Annotated in this window: 11 protein-coding genes; all 11 read right to left on the bottom strand. The window is 47.5% G+C overall.

The genetic code is table 11. The annotated features are described in order from the left end of the window. Window positions 1–8: 8 nt before the first annotated feature. The 11 genes from HBM92_RS01550 to glgB all read right to left on the bottom strand — a co-directional run bounded on the left by HBM92_RS01550 (window position 9) and on the right by glgB (window position 15,888). Complete coding sequence (locus HBM92_RS01550; protein WP_001304929.1) at window positions 9–785, bottom strand: molecular chaperone; 777 nt, start codon at window positions 783–785, stop codon at window positions 9–11. Then, window positions 751–1,323 carry a fimbrial protein gene (locus HBM92_RS01545; protein WP_001546307.1) on the bottom strand — a complete coding sequence of 191 codons (573 nt, stop codon included), beginning with the start codon at window positions 1,321–1,323 and terminating at the stop codon, window positions 751–753. The genes HBM92_RS01550 and HBM92_RS01545 overlap by 35 nt, the downstream gene beginning before the upstream one ends. Continuing rightward, complete coding sequence (locus HBM92_RS01540; protein WP_001048912.1) at window positions 1,274–1,837, bottom strand: fimbrial protein; 564 nt, start codon at window positions 1,835–1,837, stop codon at window positions 1,274–1,276. Before HBM92_RS01540 ends, HBM92_RS01545 begins: the two co-directional genes overlap by 50 nt. Next, the gene (locus tag HBM92_RS01535; RefSeq protein ID WP_001049767.1) at window positions 1,837–4,431 is read right to left on the bottom strand and encodes a fimbrial biogenesis usher protein; all 2,595 of its coding nucleotides are present in this window, start codon (window positions 4,429–4,431) and stop codon (window positions 1,837–1,839) included. The genes HBM92_RS01540 and HBM92_RS01535 overlap by 1 nt, the downstream gene beginning before the upstream one ends. Window positions 4,432–4,467: 36 nt before the next feature. Then, window positions 4,468–5,220: a molecular chaperone gene (locus HBM92_RS01530; RefSeq protein ID WP_000649743.1), complete on the bottom strand. Its 753-nt coding sequence runs from the start codon at window positions 5,218–5,220 to the stop codon at window positions 4,468–4,470. A gap of 100 nt (window positions 5,221–5,320) precedes the next feature. Continuing rightward, complete coding sequence (locus tag HBM92_RS01525) at window positions 5,321–6,025, bottom strand: fimbrial protein (RefSeq protein WP_000671315.1); 705 nt, start codon at window positions 6,023–6,025, stop codon at window positions 5,321–5,323. A gap of 494 nt (window positions 6,026–6,519) precedes the next feature. After that, entirely contained in the window at window positions 6,520–8,967 is a 2,448-nt protein-coding gene (glgP, locus tag HBM92_RS01520; protein WP_000993444.1) for a glycogen phosphorylase, read from the bottom strand. Between the two features lie 18 nt (window positions 8,968–8,985). Further along, window positions 8,986–10,419, bottom strand: a complete 1,434-nt coding sequence (gene glgA, locus HBM92_RS01515) for a glycogen synthase GlgA (RefSeq protein ID WP_001197646.1) — start codon at window positions 10,417–10,419, stop codon at window positions 8,986–8,988. Then, window positions 10,419–11,714 (bottom strand): glucose-1-phosphate adenylyltransferase, encoded by a 1,296-nt coding sequence (glgC, locus tag HBM92_RS01510; RefSeq protein ID WP_000253975.1) that lies wholly within the window; start codon window positions 11,712–11,714, stop codon window positions 10,419–10,421. Before glgC ends, glgA begins: the two co-directional genes overlap by 1 nt. 17 nt (window positions 11,715–11,731) lie before the next feature. Beyond that, a complete protein-coding gene (gene glgX / locus HBM92_RS01505) occupies window positions 11,732–13,705 on the bottom strand; it encodes a glycogen debranching protein GlgX (protein ID WP_000192578.1) in 1,974 nt (657 codons plus the stop codon). Then, complete coding sequence (gene glgB / locus HBM92_RS01500) at window positions 13,702–15,888, bottom strand: 1,4-alpha-glucan branching enzyme (RefSeq protein WP_001283738.1); 2,187 nt, start codon at window positions 15,886–15,888, stop codon at window positions 13,702–13,704. The genes glgX and glgB overlap by 4 nt, the downstream gene beginning before the upstream one ends. Between the last annotated feature and the right edge of the window lie 139 nt (window positions 15,889–16,027).

Here is a 16,027-nt window from a genome sequence, read left to right as displayed (position 1 = left end):
CAGATATATTATTGACTAAATGCAAAGCCAGTAACATCCAACTGTGAAGGATTTAATTTTACTTTCAAAATTGGCAATACATTATTATAAATGTCCAATGTCTGCCATGCTATTTCACAAACCCCTTGCGATTTACACCATGATTGTTGGCGATGGCTAAATGGTGCGACCATACCACCATCTATAACTTTACCATCAACATGTAGGTTATAGAGTGTCACATATCTGGGGCCTGGATTATAAACGGTAACAATTTCATTTTTTCGTGCCCAGCGTAATTTTTGATATGACATATTCGGGTCTTCAGACAAATTTGATGGCCGATAGAATATTTTCATACGATTGCGGACTGCTATTTGCAATTGATTATCAGTTTTGACTGAATGACTATTTTCCAACGTTGGTAATGCTGCAACATTCAGTATAAATAAACTTTCCCGGTCGGCAGGTAAACTGCCACCAACACGATTAATTCTTATTTTTGTATTTTTGTCAGGCTTCAAAATAAACAGTGGCGGAGTTGCGATAAATACCGTTTCAGAATATGAGGGCAAAGATTCAACCGTTCCCGTCAACTGACGAGCATCATCAGGGGAGACTGCAACCTTGACTAACATATCTCTGTCTGAAGTGTTTTTGAGTTCAACAGATATTGAGGACTGATTTTCCGGATACGCAAAACGCGTTCCACCGATCACTAAGCCTGCTTGTGCTGTAGAGAATAAAAGGGAAAATAATACTATGACTACCTTAATCATAGGTGACAATAAACGATACTGACGCATTTGTATCCCCTGGTTGGACATTATTTTTTAATGCTTTGTAAGCCGCAAAAAAATGCAATATATTATCAACTGATGATGTAAGTGAAAAAACCATGCTTTTAACATCATTACTAATACTGCCTTTGTTCTTATCAAAAATCGTAAGTGCAAGCCCCTCTACCGAGCCATCTTCCAGCTTATATAAACTGGCATCTTCAGAAACTGTATTGCCGGTAAACTTTATATACGCGTTGCCAACATCACTACCACAGCGGGTTAACGTTATGGAAAAATAAACCTTTTCAGTAACATCCCCTGCACTCCTTACCGAACTACTGGGTACGTCTGGCATATTAACTGTAAAATTTTTTGACTCATCAGAAATAATGCAGGTTTTTTCGGTAATTAACCCTTCAATACGAACCACTCCGGCATGAGTGATATCATCAGCAAAAGAATTTGTTGATATTATAAACAAAAATAAACTAATGAATATCTTCATATCTCCCTCACTGATAATCGATATCAAAATACAACAGAGCATTTGCTTGCCCGGCATGTACATTTTCCTGAGTTGATTTATAGCGAAGTTTAAACGTCAAATTAGCATCACCGTTTTCATTTAACACTAAATCACGAAAACCTGATTCACCATTAATGGCAATCGCCACATCATTGTTATCCAATATTTCTATTCCCAGTCCAGTCGCACTATCTGCACCGGCGGAGAGACGCAGTAATGCGCTATTAATGGCATCTGCATCACCAGTAAACCGCACATTGGCGCTCACACCAGAACTATAAACAGTACTTTTTGCAGTCGGGCATCCTTGTACATTAATCGTAAACGTTTGACTCGGAGAAACATCACCTACATTTAAAAATTCATTAGCATCATAAGTGCCCATTTTTACCGACTGATCTTTACTTCCGGTAGTAATGTCACAGCTTTTTGCCAACAAAATCCCAGTAAATGTAACAACAACTGAATCATTGGCCTGCCCTGAGAGCGGAAAAGCAAAAAAAGCGAAAAAAATAAAAAATACAGAATATTTAGAGAATATTAAATTCATTAGCGGCACTCCAGAGTTGCATAGCTAACAGGATTATCCAGTTCTGTTTCAGGGAGCTTGTAATTAGCCTGACATTTTTGCTGAACACCGTCTCCCCACTGGATATTAATAACACCTTCTAAAGGCAATCCTGAGAGATAAAGTTGTCCATTATCGCCGACAATCCCGGTAATTTGACTACTGTTTTTAATCTGAGCGCTGGCTGTAGCACCGAATGGGACTGATTTATTACGATAACGAACTGTGAACAAACCACGAATACCGATATGAGCAGCAAACTCTGCACGAACTAACGCACCTTTTCCCGGAATAACTTCAGTGGAAGTGATATCCAGTTCAGTATGCATATTCATTGACATAGGATCTAATGAAATATTATTACGTCTATATTCTGTTGCATAAGGAACAACTGCATATCCACGCCAGTCAGTGGATATTCCTGTCCCCCGCTGAACATCCACATTATTCGCTCCAGGCGCTTTTATCAAAACATTAGTTTCACCTAATGGTTGACTCAACGTAAGACCATTTTCATGTACAACAAGAGCACCACTGATGCCATAGTTTATTTGTTGATTACCTTCATTATCGTAACTGTAGGCGGAATTCAAGGAACCATATGCCCCACGATAATTAACACCAACAGAACCACTACTGCTATTATCCTGATTAGCAAAACCATGTTGTATGTTATAACTGAGATTATGCTGCTCCAACAGAGAACCAGATACCCCCGTATATTGGTTTACCTGTCCGTGGTTATCCTGACTATAACCATACGTTGCAGTCATGGCATTCGATGATGAGCGCCCATCATTCGTGGAAGATAACCAATTACTTATAGGTAATGAGACATTTAGCGAGACAATTTTATCCGCATTTGTCCCTGGTGATTTACTGTAATTCCACGCAACATTTAGATAGATACCCTTAATACTGGTGTTATAACCAACTTGGTATAAAGAATCTTTTTTATCAGTATTCCAGTATGTTTGCTGACTAGCCGATAAATACATAGACCCGTAGTTACCGAAAGGTTGCGATACACTAGCCTGAAATTTTCCACGTTTGCTATAACGCAAGTTATAAAAATCATTCCAGTTATAAACGTAATCTTTATCATCTAACGTTTTTGGATCAACAACAGTCCCTGACATTTGTTGGTATGTCGTATCACTTAAAGTGTAAAAGCCCTGGGTTGAATAACGATAGCCAATAATATGGAATGCTGTTCCTGTCTGAACTAACGATTTGGAATAAAGAAAACGATAAGATTGCCCTTGATGTTTGCTCCCATCCACAAGCGAACTGTTAGCCTGAGTAACATCAAACGATGTTGCACCAAATACACCCAGATTCAGGCCAAGGCCGAGCGCCAACGCCCGGTAATCCTCAGAGAATTGTGCCCCACCATAAGCCGTAATATCCCAGGGTAAACCCCAAATTAATTCCCCCTGAAATACATAAGGACTTTTCTGGTTATAGCTATTGCTTCGATATTGGCCAACCGTAGTAGAATATTTTAAATGACCTTCTCGTTGCAGGATGGGGACAGCGGCATAAGGTACGGTATAGACAGTTTCTGAATTATCAGACTCTTTGATGGTAACTTCCAGATCTCCCGCAGATGATGTCGGGTTAAGATCGCTAATCTCAAACGGTCCCGGCGGCATATAGGTTTGATAAATGACATAACCATTCTGTTTGATTGTTACCTGAGCGCGACTTTTCGCAATTCCGCGCACCGTGGGAGCGAAACCACTTTGACTATCGGGCAACATATTTTCGTCAGATTCCAGTTTTATGCCACGAATACTAACACTGTCGAAAACATCTGATGATGACCATGTATCTCCTAGCGTTAATTCACTTCTGAAAGGAATAATAACGCGCTGCAACGTACTACTGATATGCTCCAGTTTACCTGCTGAATTACTCCCACGACTCCAGGTTGAATAATCGCGAAAACGCCATGCACCAATATTGATCCCAGCGCGAAGATTTAAATAATAGTTATTTGAAGAGTAATCACCACGATCGTTATTACCAGAAAAGTCATAATTCAGCAAAAAAGCTGTAATACCGTTATCCCACTGTTCTGGTGGAATATATCCGCGAGCGTCACGTTTTATTATCGCCTGTGGAAAGGTCAGTTTAAGTCTCTGTGCATCCAGCTCCGGCATGTAATGCACATCGGGAAACCAGATACGCAAATCAAGGCAACTATTTTCAGATGAAGCCAAAGCCTGCTCTGGCAGCGCATTTTTGTTAATTCCAAGGCTTAATAAGTCAGCAAGTGAAAGGCAGGGAATCAGTTGATTCTCATCGTCTGCTTTAAAAGTTACAGTACGAGAGAGTAAAGGGGAATCATTGACCCAAACTTCGACTTCATAGCTACCAGGAAGATAAGTCATCCCTTTCTCGAAGCGGGATAAGTCAGCAACAGCTTCAGTATCACCCGACAGAAAAGCAGGGTTAAAGCGCATTCCCGCGATTGAACATGCAGGCATAATAACCAGAAGAAGCGGCACAACCCGTTTCATCTGCTTTTGTGCCGCCATCCAATATTCGCATCTTTTGAGCTTTAGGTTCATATCCCTGACCTGTGTTGCATCTGAACTATTCCGTTGTTACTGCATTATTCCTTTCTGCCGCTCCGTCGTAGCGCCAAAGTCATTAATTGTTTGATAAGTAATTTCACCAGCCAACGTCACTGGCGACGAGACCGTAATATCACTTTTCGGTGGTACAAACATATTGGGCAATTTACTCCCTTGTACTTTAATTCCTGTCAGTGTCAGGTAATAAGGCGAAGGATTGATAACTTTTAGTTGTTTGCCCTCATACTTAAACCGCAACATATTTCGTGCTTTTCCTGGTTGCACAGGTAGATTTTCCGGGCGATAAAATAGCTTGATTTTGTTTTGTAATGCCAACTGTAAGGTATTCTTCTGTGTATTTTTCTCATCTGTTGGCGGAATTGCTTTAACATTCATCCAATACAAAGTTTCACGATCGGTCGGCAAATTAGTCTTACCAAGAAACATGATACGTAATGAAGCTTCTTTACGCGTTGGTAACATAAAGAGGGGAGGAGTGATAACAAAATCCTGGCTCTTTTTTTCCGTTTTACTGTCATCAACCCATGATTGAATTAAATAACTGGTGTTGTCACCGCTATTTTGCACACTGAGTGTTATTTGCTTACTTTCTGCCGGATAAATCAATCGCGTTACGCCAAGGCCAAACCCGCCCGCGGACGCATTATTAATAAATAATATCGATAGTAAAAAAAGAATCCCTGAGCGTATAATATTTTGTGATACTTTTAATTCATCCCTGAATCCACAAACCCATTTTTTATTTCCAATAATACATTTCATACAGCATCCTTGTTGATGAAATAACATCTGTTATTCATACTCTATTAAATAATTTCAATCTCAGGTTACAACTTTTTGTAACCTGAAATCGTATTTATATTTACTCGTACAGCACAACAAAACTTGCTGTTGACTTAACTACACCTGGTGCAACAGTGCTACCGTTTTGAGCATAACCTGCAGTAAAGGCCGCGCTGAAATCATGGGTCGTAGCATTTCCTGGAATTGTATAAGCGGCGGTGGAGGCGCTACCCTCTGCCGCAGTGGTATTCAGGTTAATCAGACCATTATTCGTCGTACCTTTGGAGTAAATTCGAATCCCTACACCAGTCGCCCCCGCATTGCCGCTGTTGTCAGCATCCGTTGATCCTTCTACTTCGTTAGCGAGCGTTTTATTAGCGCTATCTGCAGTACCGGTAAAACGGAACTCAATTTTCTGATCATCTGTATTGCTACATTCGGTCAGATTAATATTGAAATCGGTCTGGTTGCTCGCCCCCTGTGCTTCTACGTCGATACCAGTGAAAAGGTTGGAAGGCACAACCGGCAGGACAACTTCAATCTGTTTTGAATCGGTTGCGACCTTACAGGTAGCTTTCACTACACGGCCAGTAAAGCGGATTTTCCCCCCCATTGAATCAACGTTGTCATCCATATCAGTGAGCCTGGGATAATCAACGGTGCTCCAGTCAGTATCCGCCCCACCAAATTGTGTTGCATCGCCGGGTGCTGCGGTTACCGCAGTAGACATCAGCATACCTGATGCCAGTAATACTGCGGATAAATTAGATAAATTGAATTTCATTTATACCTTTCCTTTTGTTAAAAAATCCAAGCAACATTGGTGTTTTTACATTCTGCGTTAATAAGTTATATCTCACAAAAAAAAATAAGCTGACGTTGGCTAATTCCAGAAGGTTCTTTAGAAGAGTAATTGAGTGAATAATATTATATATGCTGCTTAGTAATGTACCTAAAATAATCCAAAGCCGCAATAAGTGAGTTTATACTCACATATAACACACTGATAATGATAAAATTTATTTTTACGTGGAGTTGTAAGAGGGGCAATAAAACATAAATCACATGAATAATATTAATGCATTCATAATAAATTAATATTATTTGAAATAACAAAATACCAAAAACATTATCATCAATCGTTATTTAATATATATTAATGGTATATATTAAATAGAATAACATACATCAAAGTTATTGTTTATTGTGTATAGAAATACCGTGAGTTCCACTCTGTATTACTTCAGCGGAACACACGGTATTTAGCCGTATTTGAACTTACAATCTCACCGGATCAATATGCCAGATATGATCGGCGTACTCTTTGATCGTACGGTCAGAAGAGAAGTAGCCCATATTGGCAATGTTCAGCATCGCTTTTGCGGTCCACTCTTCCTGACGCTCGTAGAGTTCGTCGACTTTATCCTGACAATCGACATAACTGCGATAATCCGCCAGTACCTGGTAGTGATCGCCGAAGTTGATCAGCGAATCAACCAGATCGCGATAGCGACCCGGATCTTCCGGACTGAATACACCGCTGCCGATTTGCGTCAGCACCTGATGCAGCTCCTCATCTTTCTCGTAGTATTCACGCGGTTTGTAGCCCTGACGACGCAGTTCTTCCACTTCTTCCGCTGTGTTACCAAAGATAAAGATATTGTCAGCACCGACATGATCCAGCATCTCGACATTCGCACCGTCCAGCGTACCGATAGTCAGCGCGCCGTTAAGCGCAAACTTCATGTTACTGGTGCCGGAAGCTTCCGTCCCCGCCAGCGAAATCTGTTCAGACAGATCGGCCGCCGGAATGATCAACTGCGCCAGGCTAACACTGTAGTTCGGGATGAACACGACTTTCAGCTTGTCGCCAATCTGCGGATCGTTGTTGATCACTTTCGCTACGTCATTGATCAAATGAATAATGTGCTTCGCCATGTAATAGGCCGAAGCCGCCTTACCGCCAAAAATATTCACGCGCGGTACCCACTTCGCATCCGGGTCGGCCTTGATGCGGTTATAGCGGGTGATCACGTGCAACACATTCATCAATTGACGTTTGTATTCGTGAATACGTTTGATTTGCACATCGAACAGCGCTTTCGGATTTACCACCACATTCAGCTGCTGGGCGATATACTCCGCCAGACGCTTTTTGTTCTCCAGCTTCGCCTGATGCACCGCGTGATTAACCATTGGGAAATCACAGTGTTGTTGCAGATCATTAAGCAGGCTAAGGTCGGTGCGCCAGTTGCGGCCCAAGTGTTCGTCCAACACGGCTGAAAGCGATGGGTTCGCTACCGCCAGCCAGCGACGCGGCGTCACACCGTTGGTGACGTTGGTGAAACGACCCGGGAAGATTTTCGCAAAGTCGGCAAATAGCGATTGCACCATCAGGTTAGAGTGCAGCTCCGATACACCGTTAACTTTGTGGCTCACCACAACCGCCAGCCAGGCCATACGCACACGACGACCGTTGGATTCATCAATGATCGACGCCCGTCCCAGCAGATCGGTATCGTTCGGATACTGTTCCTGCAAGGTTTTCAGGAAATAGTCGTTGATTTCAAAGATGATCTGCAGGTGACGCGGCAGAATTTTACCCAGCATATCGACTGGCCAGGTTTCCAGCGCCTCGCTCATTAGCGTGTGGTTGGTGTAGGAGAAGACCTGACAACACACTTCAAACGCGTCGTCCCAGCTAAATTGGTGCTCATCGATCAGCAGACGCATCATCTCAGGAATCGACAGCACCGGATGAGTATCGTTGAGGTGAATCGCAATTTTATCCGCCAGGTTATCGTAGGTTTTATGCAACTGATAATGGCGGCTTAAAATGTCCTGAATGGTCGAGGAAACCAGGAAGTATTCCTGACGCAGTCGTAGCTCACGCCCGGAGTAGGTGGAGTCGTCCGGATACAGTACGCGAGATACGTTCTCGGAGTGGTTTTTATCTTCCACTGCCGCGAAGTAGTCGCCCTGGTTGAATTTACCGAGGTTAATTTCGCTACTGGCTTGGGCACTCCACAAACGCAACGTGTTGGTCGCGTCGGTGTCGTAACCTGGGATTATCTGATCGTAAGCTACTCCCAGAATCTCTTCGGTTTCAATCCAGCGCGTTTTTTTACCTTCCTGCTGAATGCGACCGCCAAAACGGACTTTATAGCGCGTGTTGTGGCGTTTGAATTCCCACGGGTTACCGTATTCCAGCCAGTAGTCAGGCGACTCTTTCTGGCTACCGTTAACGATGTTCTGCTTGAACATACCGTAGTCATAGCGGATGCCGTAACCGCGCCCCGGCAACCCTAACGTCGCCAGAGAATCGAGGAAGCAAGCCGCCAGACGGCCCAGGCCACCGTTACCGAGGCCCGGGTCATTTTCTTCATCAATCAGCTCTTCGAGATTTAATCCCATCGCTTCCAGTGCGCCCTGTACATCTTCGTAAATTCCTAGCGACAACATGGCGTTGGAAAGCGTACGGCCAATCAAAAACTCCATCGACAGGTAGTAAACCTGACGAGTTTCTTGCGACAACTGGGCACGGTTTGAGCGTAACCAGCGCTCCACGAGACGATCGCGCACAGCAAATAACGTTGCGTTCAGCCATTCATGTTTATTGGCGACGACCGGATCCTTGCCAATCGTAAACATCAGCTTGTAAGCGATAGAGTGCTTAAGAGCTTCTACGCTAAGCGTGGGCGATGAATATGTAAACGGAGCATTCATATAGGCGTTTCCTGAAAACTATTTCAAGCGATAGTAAAGCTCACGGTACGACTTCGCCGCGACCTGCCAGCTAAAATCCATTGCCATAGCCTGACGTTGCACAAACCGCCACAGTGAAGGACGGGACCACAGTACAAAAGCACGTCGAATAGCCCGTAACAGCGACCAGGCATTACTATCTTCAAAGACAAACCCACTGGCGACGCCATCTGCAAGGTTCTCAAGAGAACAGTCAGAAACCGTATCAGCAAGCCCACCGGTGCGCCGCACTAACGGCAGCGTACCGTACTTCAATCCATAAAGTTGCGTTAAGCCGCACGGTTCAAAACGGCTGGGCACCAGAATGACGTCCGCGCCGCCCATAATGCGATGCGAAAATGCTTCGTGATAGCCAATCTGAACGCCCACCTGGCCGGGGTATTCCGCTGCCGCCGCAAGGAAACCTTCCTGCAGCACCGGATCGCCCGCGCCGAGTAGCGCCAGCTGCCCGCCCTGCTCCAGAAGACCAGGTAAGGCTTCCAGCACCAGGTCGAGACCTTTCTGGCTGGTAAGACGGCTCACCACTGCAAAAAGCGGCACTTTATCGTCAACCTTAAGCCCCATTGCGATTTGTAACTGGCGCTTATTTTCCGCTTTATCTTCCAACGTATCGCGGGTGTAACGCGAGGCCAACAGTAAGTCCGTCTCTGGACTCCAGATTTTCTCGTCCACGCCGTTCAGTACGCCGGAAAGACGCCCTTCACGGTGACGCTGTTGCAACAGACCTTCCATACCGTAGGCAAACTGCGGTTCGGTGATCTCGCGAGCGTAGGTTGGGCTGACTGCCGTAATGTGATCGGCATAGTACAGACCGGCCTTCAGGAAAGAGATTTGTCCGTTGAATTCCAGCCCATGAATATTAAAGAATGACCATGGCAATTGGATGTCATTCATGTGATGTGCATAAAACATGCCTTGATAGGCCAGGTTGTGCACAGTAAACACCGACTTCGCCGGACGCCCGCGCGCCGCCAGATACGCAGGCGCAAGGCCTGCATGCCAGTCGTGCGCATGCACCACATCAGGACGCCAGAATGGGTCAAGCCCGCTGGCCATTTCTGCCCCAACCCACCCCAGCAGCGCAAAACGCAATACGTTGTCGGTATAGGCAAATAAGTTGGTATCGTGATACGGGCTTCCCGGACGATCATAGAGATGCGGCGCGTCAATCAGGTATATGCCAACCCCGTTGTAATGACCGAACAACAGCGTGATATGTCCGGCGAAGGTATCACGACGGGATACTACCTGCGCATCGGTCACGCCACGGCGAATATCGGGAAATGCAGGCAACAGTACGCGAGCGTCAACGCCGTCTGCGATTTGTGCTGCGGGTAATGCCCCAATAACATCAGCCAGACCGCCGGTTTTAAGCAGCGGGAACATCTCTGAACATACATGTAAAACCTGCATTATCGCTCCTGTTTATGCCCTAACTTCCGTAGCATTTCGCGCGTTACCAGCACGATGCCTTCTTCTGAACGATAGAAACGACGTGCATCTTCCTCTGCGTTTTCACCAATCACCATGCCTTCCGGAATAACACAAGCACGATCGATGACGCAGCGGCGCAGACGGCACGAGCGACCTACCCATACTTCCGGTAACAATACGGCGGAATCAATGTTGCAGAATGAATTCACGCGAACGCGCGAGAACAGAACGGACTGCACCACCACCGAACCGGAGATCACACAACCGCCGGATACCAGTGAGTTAAGGGTCATCCCGTGGCTACCGGAGCGATCCTGCACGAATTTCGCTGGCGGTAATGATTCATTGTAGGTGCGAATTGGCCAATTGCGATCGTACATATCCAGTTCCGGCACCACAGAGGCCAGATCGAGGTTCGCTTTCCAGTAAGCTTCCAGCGTACCCACATCGCGCCAGTACGGCTCGGCATCCGGGTCGGATTGTACGCAAGAGAGCGGGAACGGGTGCGCATAGGCCAGACCGGCTTCGGTGATCTTGGGAATCAAATCTTTGCCAAAGTCGTGGCTGGAGTTCTCATCGCGATCGTCTTCTTCCAGCAGTTCATACAGATAGTCGGCGTCAAAGACGTAAATACCCATACTCGCCAGAGATTTGCTCGGATCGTTCGGCATTGACGGCGGGTTAGCTGGTTTTTCAACGAATTCGATAATTTTATCGTTCTCATCAACCGCCATAACGCCAAACGCGGAGGCTTCTTCAATCGGTACTGGCATACAAGCAACGGTGCAACGTGCGCCTTTTTCGACGTGGTCGATAAGCATACGCGAGTAGTCTTGCTTGTAGATATGGTCGCCCGCCAGGATCACCACGTATTCCGCTTTATAACGGCGGATAATGTCGAGGTTTTGGGTGACCGCATCTGCGGTGCCGCGATACCAGTTTTCCCCTTTCATTCTCTGCTGTGCTGGCAGCAGATCGACAAACTCGTTCATTTCTTCATTGAAGAATGACCAGCCGCGCTGGATGTGCTGCACCAGAGTGTGGGACTGGTACTGGGTGATCACGCCCATACGACGGATCCCGGAGTTGATGCAGTTAGACAGCGCAAAGTCGATAATGCGGAACTTACCGCCGAAGTGTACGGCCGGTTTTGCTCGCTTATTGGTTAAATCCTTCAGGCGGGTACCACGTCCTCCCGCCAGTATCAGGGCAACAGATTTCAATGGCAGCTGGCGCGCCAACATTAAGTGATCGTTCTTCTCTAAACTAACCATGACTAACTCCTTTTTTATCATCTCTGGAACACACACAATCCGTGTGCAGGTCCCTGCCAGACAGCCGTAATCACTGGGTTATCCTCTCCAGCGAATGGGGGAATGGCGTGCCACTCCCCAGCAGGTAAAACAATCTCTGTTACCTCAAGCGTGGCGTTAATTGCGATCAAAAAGCGATCCGAGAGCAGAATTTGCAGCTGTTTCGGCCCGTTTTGCCACTCATCCGTGCTTAAAGGTTGAGCATATCGATTTAGCCAACGGACATTGCCGTCGCCTTCTTCCCACCAGCGATTCTCCATCAAAGCGGGAATGCGCTTGCGCAGATGGATTAACGCGGCGGTAAATGCGGTTAAACCACTGCTTGCCTGCGACCAGTCCAACCAGGTTAATTGGTTATCCTGACAGTAGGCATTGTTATTGCCATGCTGGCTGTGACCATGTTCGTCACCGGCCAGTAACATCGGCGTACCCTGGGAGAGCAACAACGTTGTTAACAGGGCGTGAATGCTGTCGCGCCGCCGTTCAACCAGATCAAGAGTACCGCCTAACCCTTCTTTACCATGATTGTTACTGTAATTGTTGTTGGTCCCGTCGCGATTTTCTTCTCCGTTTGCTTCATTGTGTTTATGGTTGAAGCAAACGCAGTCGCGAAGCGTAAAACCGTCATGCGCGGTGACGAGATTAATCGCGGCACTCGGCAGACGATCATTACGTTTAAAAACATCGCTGGAGGCAGCAAAACGCCCGGCAAACACTCCCAGAGGTAAATCATAATGCAGCCAGAAACGACGGGCTGCATCGCGGAAATGATCGTTCCACTCGGCAAACAGCGGCGGGAAATTTCCCACCTGATAACCACCAGGAGCGATATCCCACGGTTCAGCAATTAACTTCACCTGCGAGAGCACCGGGCAGTTCTGGATAGCGGTAAACAACGGCGCATCCTGACGAAACTCTGGCGTACGGCCCATGACTGCCGCCAGATCAAAGCGGAAACCATCGACGTGGCAGGTTTCTACCCAATAACGCAGGCAGGCGCTGGCATAATCTACCACCGCCGGATGACTCAAATTGAGCGTGTTACCACAACCGGTCCAGTTGTGATAATCGCCGTCTTCTCTTATCCAATAATAGCTACGGTTGTCGATCCCACGCAGCGAGAATAACGGGCCGTCGAGGTCCAGTTCCGCACTATGGTTGAGCACGATATCAAGAATGACTTCGATACCCGCTTTATGCAGTGCTTTGATTGCATCGCGAAACTCATCCAGCGCCGTTTCTGGCGAGCAGGCATACGCCGGATGCAGCGCAAACATCGCCACCGGGTTGTACCCCCAGTAGTTACTAAGCCCCATGCGTTGCAGACGTGGTTCGCTGGCAAATTGTGCCACCGGCAGCAACTCCAGCGCGGTAATGCCCAACTGTTTCAAATAGTTGATCATCACCGGATGCCCCAGGGCTTTATAAGTGCCACGGATCTCGACCGGAATCTCCGGGTGCAGGTACGTTAATCCTTTGACATGGGCTTCATAAATGATGGTGCTGCCCCACGGCGTGCGCGGCGGGGCATCATCTTCCCAGTCATAGTGATCAACCACCACTACGCATTTCGGCGCAATGGAGGCGTTGTCGCGATAGTCAGGTTCATTATGACCGGCGTGCAGCAGCGGGTTATCTTTAAACTCCCCGTCAATTTGCCGCGCGCAAGGATCAATCAACAACTTCGCCGGGTTAAAGCGATGCCCCTCGGCGGGTTGCCAGGGGCCATGAACGCGATAACCATAACGCAAACCCGGGCGCGCATCCGGCAGATAACCGTGCCAAATGTCGCCACTGTGCCCTGGCAAGTCATAGCGATGTTCCTGGCCATTGGCATCAAAGACACACAGCTCTACCCGCTCGGCATGAGCGGAGAAAAGTGTGAAGTTGACGCCCTGACCGTCGTAATGCGCGCCGAGGGGAGTGGGTTTGCCAATGGCGAGTTGTGTCATTCTGCCTCCCGAACCAGCCAGATAGTGGCCAGAGGTGGTAGCGTCAGGCTCAGTGAATGCTGACGACCGTGGCTGGCAATCTCATCGCTGTGTACTGCGCCGCCATTGCCTGCATTACTGCCGTGATAGTGCATGGAATCGGTATTGAGGATTTCACGCCATTTACCCGGCTGGTTAATACCGAAGCGATAATCATGACGCGGCACCGGTGTAAAGTTACTGGCAACGATGATTTCGTTACCCTCTTTATCGCGACGCACAAAGATCAGCACCGAGCGTTCTTTGTCATCCACCACCAGCCATTCAAAGCCGTACGGGTCAAAATCCAGTTCATGCATTGCTTTATGGTGGCGGTAGGTGTGGTTCAGATCGCGCACCAGACGCTGGACACCGTGGTGCCAGTTATCGCCGCCTTCCAACAGATGCCAGTCGAGGCTGGCGTCATGGTTCCACTCGCGGCCCTGGGCAAATTCGTTCCCCATGAACAGTAGTTTCTTGCCCGGGAATGCCCACATCCAGCCGTAGTAGGCGCGCAGGTTAGCGAATTTCTGCCATGCGTCGCCCGGCATCCGGTCGAGAATCGATTTTTTACCGTGGACCACTTCATCATGCGACAACGGCAGGACGAAGTTTTCAGTGTAGTTGTAGAGCATCCCGAAGGTCAGTTTATCGTGATGATACTGACGATAAATCGGGTCGAGCTTCATGTAGTCCAGGGTGTCATGCATCCAGCCGAGGTTCCACTTGTACCAGAAGCCCAGACCGCCCATATCCTGCGGACGAGAAACGCCAGGGAAATCGGTAGACTCCTCCGCCATTGTCACTGCACCGGAAACCTGCTCACCAAGAATACGGTTGGTATTACGCAAGAATTCAATCGCTTCAAGATTCTCGCGACCGCCAAATTCGTTCGGGATCCACTCCCCCTCTTTACGGCTGTAGTCGCGATAAATCATTGACGCCACCGCATCGACGCGCAGCGCATCAATACCAAAACGTTCAATCCAGTAAAGTGCGTTACCGACAAGGAAGTTACTGACTTCGCGGCGACCATAGTTGTAGATCAGCGTGTTCCAGTCCTGATGATAGCCTTCGCGCGGATCGCTGTGTTCATACAAGTTCGTGCCATCAAATTCGGCAAGCGCAAAGTCATCGGTCGGGAAGTGGCCTGGCACCCAGTCGAGAATCACGTTCAGACCAGCTGCGTGTGCGGCATCAATGAAATAACGGAAGTCGTCGCGAGTACCAAAACGGCGGGTCGGTGCATACAGGCCGGTTGGCTGATAACCCCAACTGCCATCGAAGGGATGCTCGTTAATAGGCAGTAGCTCGAGATGGGTAAAGCCCATCCATTTAGCATAAGGCACCAGTTGATCGGCCAGCTCGCGGTAGCTCAACCAGAAATTGTTGTCGGTGTGGCGACGCCAGGAGCCAAGGTGAACTTCATAAATAGAGATTGGCGCATCAAACTGATTCGCTTTTTTGCGCTCTTCAGTCTGCACAACCTTTTCCGGCAGGCTGCAAATAAGAGACGCGGTTTCCGGGCGCATTTGCGCTTCGAAGGCATAAGGGTCGGACTTCAGGCGCAAGTTGCCATTGGCATCAATCATCTCGTATTTATAGAGCTGACCGTTATGCGCCCCGGGGATAAACAGTTCCCAGATTCCGCTCTCTTTACGCAGTCGCATCGGATGACGGCGACCGTCCCAGTAGTTGAATTGCCCAACCACCGAGACCCGACGGGCGTTTGGAGCCCAGACAGAAAAACGCGTACCTGTGACGCCATCCATAGTATCTGCATGCGCGCCTAAGGTTTCATACGGACGTAGGTGAGTACCTTCAGATAATAGCCAGGCATCCATTTCCTGGATTAGCGGGCCAAAACGGTAAGGATCATCAATCAGGTTTTGCTGACCATGCCAGACAACAGCCAACTGATAGCGGAAAAAATTCTTACGTCGCGGAATGACACCGCTAAAGAATCCCCGTGAGTCGAGACACTCCAGTTTTGCGAGTTTGCGCCCGGTTTTCGGTTCAATCACCCACACATCGGTAGCGTCGGGTAAAAGGGCACGGACTTCCAGTCCCGCGGTGGTTTTATGCATCCCCAGTACGGAAAAAGGATCCGCAAAATGGCCTGCAATTAGCGCGTTAATCACGTCTCTATCGATACGATCGGACATGCTTGTCTTCCTGTTTTATTGTGTCACCCCATCCAACTGAATTTTTGACTTCTGGTTGTGACATTTTTTTGACCTGAACGGCGCAGCACTCTGTGCATCCTCTCTGCGTCGTCCTCACTTCAGGTAAGGCTGTGAATAC

Origin of the sequence: Escherichia sp. E.sYA108 (assembly GCF_011754335.1) — a bacterium.
Classification (GTDB): domain Bacteria; phylum Pseudomonadota; class Gammaproteobacteria; order Enterobacterales; family Enterobacteriaceae; genus Escherichia; species Escherichia coli.
This window is presented reverse-complemented; position numbering and strand designations above follow the sequence as displayed.